12 protein-coding genes and 1 rRNA gene are annotated in these 12,817 nt (G+C 71.5%); 9 read left to right on the top strand and 4 right to left on the bottom strand.

Going from position 1 to position 12,817, the window contains the following annotated elements:
- The first annotated feature begins 18 nt into the window (after positions 1–18).
- Positions 19–1,446: an ATP-binding protein gene (locus AB0N81_RS02275; protein WP_365354870.1), complete on the top strand. Its 1,428-nt coding sequence runs from the start codon at positions 19–21 to the stop codon at positions 1,444–1,446.
- On the top strand, positions 1,436–3,064 hold the full coding sequence (locus AB0N81_RS02270) for a type IV secretory system conjugative DNA transfer family protein (protein WP_365354869.1): 1,629 nt from the start codon (positions 1,436–1,438) through the stop codon (positions 3,062–3,064). Before AB0N81_RS02275 ends, AB0N81_RS02270 begins: the two co-directional genes overlap by 11 nt.
- Before the next feature lie 23 nt (positions 3,065–3,087).
- Here the strand turns inward: AB0N81_RS02270 and AB0N81_RS02265 are convergent, their stop codons facing one another.
- On the bottom strand, positions 3,088–3,810 hold the full coding sequence (locus AB0N81_RS02265) for an SDR family oxidoreductase (protein WP_365355640.1): 723 nt from the start codon (positions 3,808–3,810) through the stop codon (positions 3,088–3,090).
- Positions 3,811–3,921: 111 nt separating this feature from the next.
- Between AB0N81_RS02265 and AB0N81_RS02260 the strand changes: the two genes are divergently transcribed.
- Positions 3,922–4,887, top strand: a complete 966-nt coding sequence (locus AB0N81_RS02260; RefSeq protein WP_365354867.1) for a helix-turn-helix transcriptional regulator — start codon at positions 3,922–3,924, stop codon at positions 4,885–4,887.
- 154 nt (positions 4,888–5,041) lie between these two features.
- Here the strand turns inward: AB0N81_RS02260 and AB0N81_RS02255 are convergent, their stop codons facing one another.
- Positions 5,042–5,662: a TetR/AcrR family transcriptional regulator gene (locus AB0N81_RS02255; protein WP_365354865.1), complete on the bottom strand. Its 621-nt coding sequence runs from the start codon at positions 5,660–5,662 to the stop codon at positions 5,042–5,044.
- A 184-nt stretch (positions 5,663–5,846) separates the two neighbouring features.
- On the opposite strand from AB0N81_RS02255, the gene AB0N81_RS02250 reads away from it, so the two are divergent.
- On the top strand, positions 5,847–7,382 hold the full coding sequence (locus AB0N81_RS02250) for an MFS transporter (protein WP_365354863.1): 1,536 nt from the start codon (positions 5,847–5,849) through the stop codon (positions 7,380–7,382).
- Between the two features lie 114 nt (positions 7,383–7,496).
- The gene (locus AB0N81_RS02245) at positions 7,497–8,090 is read left to right on the top strand and encodes an NAD(P)H-dependent oxidoreductase (RefSeq protein ID WP_365354862.1); all 594 of its coding nucleotides are present in this window, start codon (positions 7,497–7,499) and stop codon (positions 8,088–8,090) included.
- Between the two features lie 52 nt (positions 8,091–8,142).
- Here the strand turns inward: AB0N81_RS02245 and AB0N81_RS02240 are convergent, their stop codons facing one another.
- Entirely contained in the window at positions 8,143–8,700 is a 558-nt protein-coding gene (locus AB0N81_RS02240; RefSeq protein WP_365354860.1) for an N-acetyltransferase, read from the bottom strand.
- Positions 8,701–8,838: 138 nt separating this feature from the next.
- Here AB0N81_RS02240 and AB0N81_RS02235 point away from each other — a divergent pair, with 138 nt between their 5' ends.
- The 4 genes from AB0N81_RS02235 to AB0N81_RS02220 are packed head-to-tail and all read left to right on the top strand — an operon-like array spanning position 8,839 to position 12,466.
- Positions 8,839–9,783 (top strand): ATP-binding cassette domain-containing protein, encoded by a 945-nt coding sequence (locus AB0N81_RS02235; protein ID WP_365354858.1) that lies wholly within the window; start codon positions 8,839–8,841, stop codon positions 9,781–9,783.
- Positions 9,780–10,538 carry an ABC transporter permease gene (locus tag AB0N81_RS02230; protein WP_365354856.1) on the top strand — a complete coding sequence of 253 codons (759 nt, stop codon included), beginning with the start codon at positions 9,780–9,782 and terminating at the stop codon, positions 10,536–10,538. The genes AB0N81_RS02235 and AB0N81_RS02230 overlap by 4 nt, the downstream gene beginning before the upstream one ends.
- Positions 10,539–10,574: 36 nt before the next feature.
- Entirely contained in the window at positions 10,575–11,795 is a 1,221-nt protein-coding gene (locus tag AB0N81_RS02225) for a histidine kinase (protein ID WP_365354855.1), read from the top strand.
- Complete coding sequence (locus AB0N81_RS02220; RefSeq protein ID WP_365354853.1) at positions 11,792–12,466, top strand: response regulator transcription factor; 675 nt, start codon at positions 11,792–11,794, stop codon at positions 12,464–12,466. The genes AB0N81_RS02225 and AB0N81_RS02220 overlap by 4 nt, the downstream gene beginning before the upstream one ends.
- 74 nt (positions 12,467–12,540) lie before the next feature.
- Here AB0N81_RS02220 and rrf read toward each other — a convergent pair.
- Positions 12,541–12,657 (bottom strand): 5S ribosomal RNA (gene rrf / locus AB0N81_RS02215).
- Between the last annotated feature and the right edge of the window lie 160 nt (positions 12,658–12,817).

The following is a 12,817-nucleotide window of genomic DNA, read 5'->3' as shown; positions in this document are numbered from 1 at the left end:
TAGAGGCAGGCTGTTGCGATGCGGGATCCGCTGACCGTCCTCACGGACGCCTTCACCTCCTTCCTCTTCGGGAAGATTGAGACGACCAGGCTTCCGGTGCGTACGTCGACGGGGCAGGCCCAGGCGGTCTACCTCCCGACGGCCGCGCCGGGACTCGGCGACTCGGGCGTGATCATCGGGCGTGAGGTGTACTCCGGCAAGGGGTACATCTACGACCCTTTCCAGCTGTACGGGCAGCAGCTGCCGGCTCCGCACTGGCTGGTGCTCGGCGAGTCCGGCAACGGCAAGTCGGCGCTGGAGAAGACGTACGTCCTGCGGCAGCTGCGCTTCAAGGACCGCCAGGTCGTGGTCCTCGACGCGCAGGGCGAGGACGGCGTCGGCGAGTGGAACCTCATCGCGCAGGAGCTGGGGATAACTCCCATCCGGCTCGACCCGACGGCTGCCCTCGACATGGGCATCCGGCTGAACCCGCTCGACCCCGCGATCACGACCACGGGTCAGCTCGCGCTGCTCCGGACGATCATCGAGGTCGCCATGGGGCACGGGCTCGACGAGCGGTCGGGCTTCGCGCTGAAGGTGGCGCACGCGTACGTGAACGAGACGATCGTGGAGCGGCAGCCGGTCCTGACCGACATCGTGGAGCAGCTGCGCCACCCCGAACCGGAGTCGGCCGAGGCCATGAACGTGGCCATAGACGACGTACGGGCGTGGGGTCTGGACGTGGCGCTGGTCCTGGACCGGCTCGTCGACGGTGACCTGCGGGGCATGTTCGACGGGCCTACGACGGTCGGCGTCGACCTCGACGCGCCCCTGACCGTCTTCGACCTCTCCCACATCGACCGGAACTCCATCGCCATGCCGATCCTGATGGCGATCGTGGGCGTCTGGCTCGAGCACACGTGGATCCGGCCCGACCGCAAGAAGCGCATCTTCCTGGTGGAGGAGGCGTGGCACATCATCAACTCGCCGTTCGTGGCGCAGCTGTTCCAGCGGCTCCTGAAGTTCGGGCGGCGGCTCGGCCTGTCGTTCGTGGCGGTGGTCCACCACCTGAGCGACGTGGTGGACGGCGCCGCGGCGAAGGAGGCCGCGGCGATCCTGAAGATGGCGTCCACCCGGACCATCTACGCGCAGAAGGCGGACGAGGCGAGGGCGACGGGACGGGTCCTCGGGCTGCCCAGGTGGGCGGTGGAGATCATCCCCACCCTCACCCCCGGCATCGCGGTCTGGGACGTCAACGGCAACGTCCAGGTCGTCAAACACCTGATCACCGAGACTGAACGGCCGCTGGTCTTCACCGACCGCGCCATGACCGAGTCGTCGGCAGACCTCCCCCACGACGCACACGACCCACACGACCCACACGGCAGGCCGGCCGACGACGCGCTGCGGGCGGCCGAGCTGGAGGCGGAGGAGCGGGCGGCGTACATGGAGCAGCATGCGGGATGAGTGGGAGGACCGTCGCAGACGGCCCGAACGTGGCGTCCCGGACGGCCTGTTGGTGGCGTTCCTCGGTCTGTTGATCGGCGCGACGGTGCTCGTCTGGTCGGCGACGAACCTCGCGGGGCGTTTCGCGCACGGCGCCTGGCCGGAGAAGGTCTCCTTCGGCCATACGCCCCCGGCCGTACGCCACCTGATCGGCAACCCCGAGGACGTGGCGGGCGCCTGGCCGGGGACCCCACCGGACCAGCTGTCGGGCTACGGCCTGTTCTGGGGCCTGTTCATCGGCCAGCTGATGGTCCTGATCGTGCTGACCGTCTTCGTGCTGGGGACGGTGACGCGGTGGAGAGCGGTGCGCAAGGCCCGCCGAGCGGCGGCCACTGGTCCGGCGCCCGCCGCCACCACGGCCGCCGTGTCCGCCGAACCCGCCGCGCCCGCGCCCATGCCCGGGACCGCGGTGGCCGCCGAATCCGCCGCAGCCGCCGGGCCTGTGGCCGCCGCCGCGCCCATGCCTCCGGTCTCCGCACCACCCGCCTCCGCCCCGGCCCCCGGACCACTCACCGAACCGGTCGCCGTCGAGGCCTCCAGCCCTGCCCCTGCGCCTACCCCGGCCCCTGCCCCTGCCCCAACCCCGGCCCATCCCCTGGGCGCCGAACCGAACACCGCCCCGCCGACGACACCCCTCCCCACCCCCCGTTCCCCCCTGGTCCTCGGCAGCCCCACGACCCGCCGTCCTCTCGCCGTGCAGGCCGTCCAGGACGCCGAGGGCGCGGCTCTGGTCCTGACGTCCGACCCCACTCTGTGGGCCGAGACGAAGGACGCCCGGGCCAAGCTCGGGCCCGTCCTGCTCTACGACCCCTCCCACCTCTGCGATACCCCGGCCCGCCTCCACTGGTCCCCCACCTCTGGCTGCCAGGACAGGGCTACGGCGGACGCGCGCGCCACCGCCCTCCTCGCCCCGATAAGGCCGGCGGCCAAGCTGGACGTGGCCGTGGCCGACACCGCGCAGATCCTGATGCGCAGCTTCCTGCACGCCGCCGCGGTCGGCGACAAGCCGATGAAGATCGTCCACCGCTGGTCGCAGGGCAACCAGGTCCAGGAGGCGGTACGCATTCTCCGTACCCACCCCAAGGCCTCGCCCGGCGCCGCGGGCGAGCTGGAGGCCGCCCTCACCGCGCACGCCGAACGGCGTGACATCGCCCAGGAGTTGACGGCACGCGCCCTGTCCGCCCTCTTCACGGTCCACGTCCGCGAGTCGTGCACACCGAACCGAACTGATGCGCTCTCCCTGGATTCCTTCGTCGATGAAGGGGGCACGCTTTTTGTGGTGGGTGAGGCGATCGAGGATCCCAAGTCCCGCCAGGGCCCGGGTGCCATGCCACTGTTGACGGCACTCGCCTCCAGCGTGGTCGAGCACGGCCGGCGCATGGCCGAACGGTCATCCTCCGGTCGGCTCGACCCACCAATGACGCTCGTCCTGGATGACGTCGCCGCGGTGGCTCCGCTGCCCCAGCTGCCGGAGCTGCTGTCCACCGGGGCGGCCCGGGGTCTGCCGACCCTGGCCCTGCTCCGGTCGCGGGAACAGGGCAGGTCGCGCTGGCCGGGCGGCGAACTTCCGGTGACGTAGGCGTATGGACGTACGGGCGTACGTCAGCGCTTGCCGCCGTCCACGTCCAGCGTCGTCCCCGTGGTGAACGAGTTCTCCATGAGGAAAGCCGCCGCGTGCGCGACCTCCTCCGCCGTGCCGGGTCGTCCCACGGGCAGGCGTCCCGCGGTCTCCTCCCGATAGGCCCGGTGTTCGGCGGGGCTCATCAGATGCGCGTGCGTGTCGGTCGGGCCGGGCGCGACCGCGTTGACGCGGAGCGGTGCGAGCTCCATGGCGAGGGACTTCACGGCGGCCTCGACCGCTCCGTTGACGGCGGCGAAGGCAAAGTAGCCCGGGTCGGCCTTGCGGTAGAGATATCCGGAGACGAGTGTGACCGACGCCGTCTCCTTCGGCATGTACGGCAGCGCGGCCCGCAGGCACCGGTACTGCCCCCACCACTTCACCTCGAAGAACTGTCGCACCCGCGCCTCGGACAGCTCTCCGAAAGGCGCGATCGCGCTGCCGGACGCGCAGGTGAAGAGGTGGTCGATGGTGCCGACCGACCCCATGACCTCCTCGACGGCGGCACCGTCGGTGACGTCGAGCACCCTGTACTCGGCCTCGGAGCCCGTCAGTTCGGCGATCCGCTCCGCGTGAGGCCGCACCCTGTCCGCGCTGCGGTCGGTGAGTACGACGCGGGCGCCCCGCCGCGCGACGAGTTCGGCGGTGGCCAGCCCGATGCCGCTGCCCGCACCGGTGATGACGACGTTGCTGCCGGTGAGATCCATACGGACCACATCCCCACTATTCCTTCGATTCCAAAGCCGGTAAGGCCCTTTCCATCGAGTCTCACAGCTCCACGGCATCTAGACCTTGGAAATCGCGTGCATAATCGTGCGATGCACGATGCCGCAGAGGGCCCCGAAGCCGGTTGCCGGTGCACCGACACCGCTCGGGCGCCCTGCGCCGAAGGACTGAGCCGTTATCGGGCCGCCGTGGTCAAGGGCTGCCTGCCGCGCGCGACGGCGCCTCCCTGTCTCGTACACCTCGGCCTGTTGACGCCGCCCCCGGACGACCCGCGGGTCCTCGTCCCCGTGTCGCCGGACGTCGCGGAGTCGGAACTGCTGCGGCCCGTGCGGGAGTTGCTCGGCGCCCAGCAGGACCGGTTGCGCTCGATCAGTTCCGGGTTCTCACCCGTTCACGCGATCTACCGGGCCGCCCGGCGAGAGTCCCGCGACTGGCTGACGGTCGTCGACGGCGCGGACGCCGTCCCCGTACTCCTGGAACAGGCCGTGCGGGGCTGCCGCACCGAGCTGCTCACGGTACGGCCGACGGGCGAGCGCGGGCCGTACGACGTGCCGGACCCGGCCCTCGTCCCGGCGGGCGTCACCCACCTCGCCCTGTACCCGCACGCGGCCCGCACCCACGCCGTGCAGCGGCGGCACATCCAGGACATCGGACGGGCGGGCGGCCGGGTGCGCACCCTGCACCAGCTCGCAGGCCGCCTCGTCGTCTGCGACCGCACGACGGCGTACGTCTTCCACGAAGGCCAGGGCGTCGTGGAGATCCGGCACACCGCCGTCGTCGCACACCTCGCCGCCGTGTTCGACGACGCGTGGGAGCGGGCCAGGCCGGTGGCCGGGCCGGCCACTGCGCGCACCCGGGAGCCGCAGATCGTCGACGAGGTCCGCCGCGCGGTCATGAGGCTGCTGGTCTCCGGCCTCACGGACGACGCGATCGCGCGCCGCCTCGGGGTGTCGCGGCGCACGGTGGCGGGCCATGTCGCCGCGATCTCCGGGGACTTGGGATCGCAGTCACGGGCGCAGCTCGGCTACCTCATCGCCCGCACGGAACCCAACCTCTAAGGGCCCGCTCGCACACGTGCGGCCGCTAGGAACCCTCCGTCCCATGACGCCGCGGTCTCCGGGGGCTTGGGATCGCAGTCACGGGCGCAGCTCGGCTACCTCATAGCCCGCACGGAACCCGACCTCTAGGGGCCCGCTCGCACCCGTGCGGGCGCTAGGAGCCCTCCGTCCCGTACAGCCGCAGGAAGATCTCCACGCCGTCCCGCACGATCTCCTCGACCTCGGTCTCCTCCAGCGGTAGCGCGCCGAAATACGACTCGGCCGTGACGCCGCCGCCCACCATGAGCGCGAAGTGCCGTGCCGCCTTGCGCGCGTTCGACTCGTCGACGGCGATCTTCCCCTGCCGCCCCAGCTCCAGCATCCAGCGCCCCAGGGCCTCCTGGGACGCGCGGGGCCCGATCCGCTGCCACTCCTCCAGGACGTCCGCGGGCAGCCGTCCGCCCTCCGGGATGATCTGCCGTACGACGGAGAAGTGCCCGGGGTGCGCCTCCGCCTGCCCGACCCACTCGCGTGCGAGGTCGAGGAGGTCCTCCTCGATGTCGCGCACCTTGCGCAGATGCCGTTCGAAGAGGGCCTCCGCCGCGGCCGTCACGGACTCCGCGCTCTCCAGCAGGACGGCGCGGAAGAGGCCTTCCTTGTCACCGAAGTGGTTGTAGATGGTGCGCGTGGAGACGCCGGCCTCGGCGGCGATAGCGTCGATACTCGCGCGCGTGTAGCCCTCGCGGCCGAAGACGGTCCGGGCGCCGCTCGTGATGGCCCTGCGCTTCTCCAACATGCCTTTACGCAGGGGCTTCTGCCCGTCCGGGCCGGCCCCCGGGCCCGTCCCCGGGCTGGTCCCCGCGCCTGGCCCCTGACCCTGCCCCGGATTCTGCCGTTCTGTTCTGCTCGCCATCTCACCTCTCCCAGAAAAATTACAATGACCGTTGTAATTACTACAACGCTCGTTGTACTTTACTCGCATGCCCACCGAGACCGCTCCGCAGGCCCCGCAGCCCACCCGCAGGGGCCGTCCCGTCCCGACCCTCCTCGTCGTCCTCCTCGGCATGTTCACGCTGCCGATGGCGATGTCCGGCACCACCGTGGCCCTGCCCCGCATCGGTTCCGACCTCGACGCGTCGGGCGCGTCCCTCCAGTGGGTGGTCGTCGGCTACTTCCTGGCCGCCTCCTCCTTCATGCTCGTCGCAGGATCGCTCGGCGACGTCTTCGGCCGCCGCCGGGTCCTCACCACGGGCGCCGCCCTCTACTCGGCGGGCACCCTGGCCTCCGCCTTCGCCCACCACATCCTGCTCCTGGACGCCGCCCGCCTGCTCTCGGGCGTGGGCGCCGCCGGAGTGATGGCGAGCGGCGGCTCCCTGCTCGCCGCCACCTTCACCGGGCCCGCACGGACCAGGGTGTTCGCCGCACTCGGCACCACCGCGGGCGTCGGCCTCGCCGTCGGGCCCACGTTCTCCGGCTGGATGGTGGACGGACTCGGCTGGCGCACCACGTTCCTCGTCTTCGCCGCCGCCGGCACCGTCATCCTCACCGGCACCCGCCTCCTCACCGAGTCCCGTGCGGACGCCCCGCCGCGCGTCGACAGGACCGGCGCCGCGACCTTCATCGGCGGCCTCGCCCTGACCCTGTTCGCCGTCACCCAGGGCTCCAAGTCCGGCTGGGTGTCCGGGAGCACTCTGCTGCCGCTCGCCGTGGGCCTGGCGCTCCTGACCACCTTCGTACGCGTCGAGAAGCGCCTCGCCGCGACCGGCGGGCAGCCCGTCCTCGACCTCTCCCTGACCCGCGACCCCGCCTTCCTCGGCTGGTCCCTCGGTTCCTTCGGGCTCGGCGCGGGCACCACCGGCGTCCTCGTCTTCCTGCCCACCTACCTCCAGGGCACCAGCGGCACCTCGGCACGCGAGGCGGGCCTGACCCTGCTCCTGATGACCGTGCCGGTCCTCGCCCTGCCCCCGCTCGGCGCCCGCCTGGTCAACCGCGGCGTCCCGGCCCGCCACCTCCTCGTCCTGTCCCTGCTCCTGATCGCCGCGGGCAACGGCTGGCTGACCACCCTGCACCCCGGCATCTCCACGGCCGCGCTCGCCGGCCCCCTGCTGACCGTCGGCGTCGGCCAGGGCCTGTCCCTCGGCATCATCGACGCCCAGGCGCTCGGCATGGTCGAGCCCGCCAAGGTCGGCATGGCCTCGGGTTTCCTCAACACCGTCCGCGGCGGCACCGGAGCCGTCATGCTCACCCTCTTCGGCGCGCTGCTGCTCGCCCTCGTGGAGTCCCGGGTCGGCTCGGCGGAGGTCGCGGGCCGCGTCACGGCCGGCGCGGGCGGCCACGCCGACCAGTTCACCGATGCCTGGCGGATCACCCTGTGGGCCGTCGCGGGCGGCACCGCGGGCCTCGCGCTCCTGGTGCACCGGCTGCTGCGGCCGCGAGCCCGGCGACGTACGGCGGAGTCCACGAAGACCGTCCCGGCCGCCGCCAGGACCGAACCCGCCCCGGCACGGAGCAGCTGATCCCCACACTCCCCGCACGCCCCACATGCCCCGCACGCCCCGTGAGACCCAGCCCCACCCCAGCCCAACCCCGGCCCAACCACCGCTATAGTCACCACTTTTGAGGAGCACACCATGACCACCACCCCGGACACCCCCGCCCCCCTGCGGCTCGCCGTCATCGTCGGCTCCACCCGCGACGGCCGCTTCGGGCCCACCGTCGGCGCCTGGTTCACCGCGCTCGCCGGGCAGCACACCGGGTTCACGCTGGACGTCATCGACGTCGCCGACCTGGAACTGCCCTCGGCCCACCCGGACTGGGGCACCGAGCGCACCCCCGCCCTCACCGCACTCGCCGAGCGGGTCGACGCCGCCGACGCGTACGTGGTGATCACCCCGGAGTACAACCACAGCTTCCCCGCGGCCCTGAAGCACTTCATCGACCTGCACCGGAGCGAGTGGGAGGCCAAGCCGGTCGGGTTCGTCTCCTACGGCGGCGCCGGCGGCGGTCTGCGCGCCGTCGAGCAGCTGCGCCTGGTCTTCGCCGAGCTGCACTGCGTGACCGTCCGCGACGTCGTCAGCTTCCACAACGCGTGGGACCACTTCGGCGAGGACGGCCGCGCGCACGAGGAGAACGGCGCGGCCGGCGCCGCCAAGGTCCTCCTCGACCAGCTGGCCTGGTGGGCGAAGGCCCTGCACACGGCCCGCACGGAGAACCCGTACCGCTAGGGCCCATGGTCAGGGCCCCCGCCCTCTGTTCGAGGGCCCCCAACCCCCGCCCTCAAGGCCGCTTCAGCACCAGCTCGAACTCCCGCGAAGAGGGGTCGCCCGGCACCGGAGCGACCCCTCCGCTGCGTACGAAACCGAACCGCCGGTAGAACGCCTGCGCCCGCGGATTGCCCTCGTGGACGTACAACCGCACCCGCTCCACCCCCTCCAGGGACCACGCCCACCCGACGGCCGCCTCGAACAGCGCGTCCGTCGCGCCGCTCCCCCGGTGTTCGGGACGCACGTAGACCCCCACGAGGTGCGCCTGCCGCCGCTCGATCACCCCGCCGAACACGTCGGCCGTCCCCGCCTCCTCGACCAGCGCGGTCACCGAGCCCGCCCACATCCCGTCCGGCCCCTCCGCCACGAACTGCCGGACATGCCGCCCCCGGGGAGCCCCCGCCGCCCGCTCCTTCCAGTACGCGTCCGGTTTCGCGGCGGCGTCCTCGTACGTCTCCAGGAAGGCGACCGGCGCCGCCGGGTCCCGCAGCGCGGCCAGCCGCAACTCCCTCACACGCGGCCACTCATCGGCACGGACCGCCCGCACGACGTACACGCACTCCTGTTCCATGCCGTGATCCTAAGTCGGCGGCCGCCCGGACCCCGGGGCGTCCTCAGGGTCACCGTCGTACCCCGGTACTAGCCCAGGACCGCACCACCCGCCCCCGGTCCGACGATCCGCGCCCCCGCGAACGCCAGGATCGAAGACATGATCAGGGCATACGGATTGACCAAACGCTACGGCGACAAGACCGTCGTGGACGACCTCGGCTTCGAGGTCCACCCGGGCACCGTCACCGGCTTCCTCGGCCCCAACGGCGCAGGCAAGTCCACCACCATGCGGATGCTCCTCGGCCTCGACGCCCCCACCCGCGGACGCGCCACCATCGGCGACCGCGCCTACGCCGCCCACCCCGCGCCCCTCCACGAAGTGGGCGCCCTCCTCGAAGCACGCTCCGTCCACCCGGGCCGGTCCGCCTACCACCACCTCATGGCGCTCGCCCACACCCACTCCATCCCGAAGAGCCGCGTCGACGCGGTCCTGGAGCTCGCCGGCATCCACGAGGTCGCCCGCAAGCGCGTCAAGGGCTTCTCCCTCGGCATGGGCCAGCGCCTCGGCATCGCGGCGGCCCTGCTCGGCGACCCGGCCACGGTCATCCTCGACGAGCCCGTCAACGGCCTCGACCCCGAGGGCGTGCTGTGGATCCGCAACCTCCTCAAGTCCCTCGCCGCGGAGGGCCGCACGGTCCTCGTCTCCTCGCACCTCATGAGCGAGATGGCACTGACCGCCGAGCACCTCGTCATCATCGGCCGCGGCAGACTCCTCGCGGACACCACCGTCGAACGCTTCGTACGCGAATCCGGCACCGGTGCCGTCAAGGTCGTCACCCCCGAGGCCGGCCACCTGACCGAGCTGCTCGCCGGGCCGGGCGTGCGGATCTCCGGTGACGCACCCGGTGTCCTCGACGTACGCGGCACGGACGCCGAACACATCGGCCGCACCGCCGCCGCCCACGGCATCCCCCTGTTCGAACTGACCCCGCAGACCGCGTCGTTGGAGCAGGCGTTCATGGACCTCACCCGCGACTCCGTCGAGTACGTCGCCACGACCGACCTGCCCGCCGCCCGCCGACCGGAAGGAGCCGCCGCATGAGCGCGCTCACCGCCAAGGGAATCGTCCGATCCGAATGGCACAAGCTGTGGACGCTCCGCTCCACCTGGATCACCCTGCTCACCGGGTGCGCGCTCGTCCTCACCGTCGGCATCACTATGGGCGCCACCTACGACGGGGACGACGCCGAGATCGACACGATCGTCTTCACCCTCTTCGGCACCCAGCTCTCCCAGATCTGCCTCGCCGTCCTCGGCATCCTCGTCACCGCGGGCGAGTACTCGACGGGCCTGATCCGGGCGTCCCTCGCGGCCGTCCCGAGCCGCCTGCCCGTCCTGTGGTCCAAGGCCGGCATCTTCGCGGCCGTCGCCTTCACGGTGTGCTTCGTGACGAACCTCGTCACGTTCCTCACCGCCCAGATCTGGCTCTCCGGCACCGACAAGGAACTGTCCCTCACCGACTCCGGTGTGCTCGGCGCCCTCGCGTCCAGCGCCGCGTCCCTCACCCTGCTCAGCCTCATCGCGCTCGGCCTCGGCGCCCTGCTCCGCTCGGTGCCCGGAGCCATCGGCGCGTTCGTCGGCGCCGTCCTGATCCTCCCCGAGGTCCTCTCGATGATCCCGTTCAGCGCCGTGGAGACCACCGTCAAGTACTTCCCCGCCCAGGCGGCCGGCTCCCTCGGCTCGATCGACCGCGTGGAGAACACCATCGCCCCGGGCACGGCCCTGCTCACGCTCGCCCTCTGGTCGGCGGTGGTCATCGCCACGGCATCCGTGCTGCTCAAGCGACGCGACGTATGACGCCCACACCGTCAACTCCTGTACGAGGATGAGGCCGTGACCGAGCCACACCCCCTCACCCAGTTCCTCCAGCGGTCGACCCAGCGGGTGCGCGCCCTCGACAGGCGCCGCCCGCTCCTCTGGGACCTGCTGGTCACCGGCTTCTTCGTGACCGCCGCCCTCGTCGACGCCAGCGGCGGCTGGCGCAACACCGCCCCCGAGACCGAGGTGCCCGGGTGGCTCATCTTCCTGCTCAGCGTGGCGCTCTCGCTTCCGCTGCTGTGGCGCCGCCGCCACCCGATGACGGCCCTCGCCGTCATGGTCGCCGCGAGCCTCGTCAGCAACTGGGCCGGCGCCATGCTCCAGGCATCGCTGATCCAGATGGTCGTCCTGTTCAGCATCGCGATGCGCCTTCCCCTGAAGACGCTCGGCCGGGCGGGCCTGATGATGACCGCACCGCTCGTGGTGGGCGCCGTCCGCTACCCCAAGGGCAGTTGGGACCAGCACATCATCCCGTACGTCTGGGCGTACGCCCTGGTCGCGCTCCTCGGCATCGCGGTGCGCTCACGCCAGGACTACACCGAGGCACTCGTAGAACGCGCACACCGGCTGGAGGTCGAGCGCGACCAGCAGGCCCAGCTCGCCGCCGCCGCCGAACGCACCCGCATAGCCCGCGAGATGCACGACGTCATCGGCCACAACCTCTCCGTCATCACCGGCCTCGCGGACGGCGGTTCGTACGCCGCCGCCAGGTCCCCCGAGCGCGCCGCCCAGGCGCTCCAGGCCATCGGCACCACCAGCCGCCAGGCCCTCACCGAACTCCGCCGCCTCCTGGACGTCCTGCGCGACGACGCCCCCGTCACGGCCGAACTCGCCCCGCAGCCCGCCCTCACCGACCTCGACCAGCTCATCGACGGCGTACGCGCCGCGGGTCTTCCGGTACGCGCCACGGTGCACGGCCACCCGGACGTGTTCCCCGCGGGCCGCCAGCTCACCGTCTACCGGGTGGTGCAGGAAGCCCTCACGAACACCCTCAAGCACGGCGGCCCCGGCGCGACGGCCACCGTCGGCGTCTCCTACGGCGACGACGGCGTGACGGTGGAGGTCACGGACACAGGCGCGGGCGGCAGCCCCGGCGCCGGGGGCGGCCGCGGCCTGACCGGAATGCGGGAGCGAACGGCCTTGTACGACGGCACACTTGAGGCGGGGCCACTGCCTCACCCGCCGGGCGGCTGGCGGGTCCGCCTCCACCTCCCGAAGGACAACGAAACACCGTGACAACCGTGCTCATCGTCGACGACCAGCCCATGCAGCGCTTCGGTTTCCGCATGCTCCTGGAGAGCCAGGACGACATGACGGTGGCGGGCGAGGCGGGCAACGGCAGCGAGGCGGTCCGCATGACGGCCGAACTCCACCCGGACGTCGTCCTGATGGACATCCGCATGCCGGGCCTGGACGGCATAGAGGCCACGCGCCGCATCGTCGCGTCGGGCGCCCGCACCCGCGTCCTGATCCTCACGACGTTCGACCTCGACGAGTACGCGTACGCGGGGCTGCGCGCGGGCGCCTCCGGCTTCCTCATCAAGGACGCCCTGCCGGAGGAACTCCTCTCCGGTATCCGCGCGGTCGCCTCGGGAGACGCGGTCGTCGCCCCGAGCCTCACCCGCCGGCTCCTCGACGCGTACGCGGACCAGCTGCCGACAACCGACGCCGCCTCCTCCGCCGACCCGGCGGACCACCCGCGTCTGGCCTCCCTCACGCACCGGGAACGCGAAATCCTGACGGTCATCGGCCAGGGCTGGACGAACGCGGAGATCGCTTCCCGACTGCACCTCGCGGAATCCACGGTGAAGACACACGTGGGCCGCATTCTCGCGAAGACGGGAGCGAGGGACAGGGTGCAGGCGGTGATTCTGGCGTACGACACGAAACTGGTGAGCCCGTCATAGGGTTCTTGAGGGCCGGCCCCTGAACGCAGAAAACCCCCGCACCATAAGGTGCGGGGGTTTCCCGTCTAAAAGGAGTTCGGCGGCGTCCTACTCTCCCACAGGGTCCCCCCTGCAGTACCATCGGCGCTATGAGGCTTAGCTTCCGGGTTCGGAATGTAACCGGGCGTTTCCCTCATGCTATGACCACCGAAACACTATGAAACTGTCAACCGCACCATGCGTGACCTTGCATGGGGTTGTTCGTGGTTTCAGAACCAACACAGTGGACGCGAGCAACTGAGGACAAGCCCTCGGCCTATTAGTACCAGTCACCTCCACCCGTTACCGGGCTTCCAGATCTGGCCTATCAAC

This window comes from Streptomyces sp. NPDC093510 (assembly GCF_040683555.1).
In the GTDB taxonomy this organism is placed as follows: Bacteria; Actinomycetota; Actinomycetes; order Streptomycetales; family Streptomycetaceae; genus Streptomyces.
The sequence above is the reverse complement of the archived record's forward strand: the minus strand, read 5'-3'. Positions and strand labels throughout refer to the sequence as shown.

Excerpts from the sequence above, each read along its gene's own strand:
- AB0N81_RS02275 (WP_365354870.1), top strand. The coding sequence starts at position 19 with ATGCGGGATCCGCTGACCGTCCTCACGGACGCCTTCACCTCCTTCCTC.
- AB0N81_RS02270 (WP_365354869.1), top strand. The coding sequence starts at position 1,436 with ATGCGGGATGAGTGGGAGGACCGTCGCAGACGGCCCGAACGTGGCGTC.
- AB0N81_RS02265 (WP_365355640.1), bottom strand. The coding sequence starts at position 3,810 with ATGGATCTCACCGGCAGCAACGTCGTCATCACCGGTGCGGGCAGCGGC.
- AB0N81_RS02260 (WP_365354867.1), top strand. The coding sequence starts at position 3,922 with ATGCACGATGCCGCAGAGGGCCCCGAAGCCGGTTGCCGGTGCACCGAC.
- AB0N81_RS02255 (WP_365354865.1), bottom strand. The coding sequence starts at position 5,662 with ATGTTGGAGAAGCGCAGGGCCATCACGAGCGGCGCCCGGACCGTCTTC.
- AB0N81_RS02250 (WP_365354863.1), top strand. The coding sequence starts at position 5,847 with ATGCCCACCGAGACCGCTCCGCAGGCCCCGCAGCCCACCCGCAGGGGC.
- AB0N81_RS02245 (WP_365354862.1), top strand. The coding sequence starts at position 7,497 with ATGACCACCACCCCGGACACCCCCGCCCCCCTGCGGCTCGCCGTCATC.
- AB0N81_RS02240 (WP_365354860.1), bottom strand. The coding sequence starts at position 8,700 with ATGGAACAGGAGTGCGTGTACGTCGTGCGGGCGGTCCGTGCCGATGAG.
- AB0N81_RS02235 (WP_365354858.1), top strand. The coding sequence starts at position 8,839 with ATGATCAGGGCATACGGATTGACCAAACGCTACGGCGACAAGACCGTC.
- AB0N81_RS02230 (WP_365354856.1), top strand. The coding sequence starts at position 9,780 with ATGAGCGCGCTCACCGCCAAGGGAATCGTCCGATCCGAATGGCACAAG.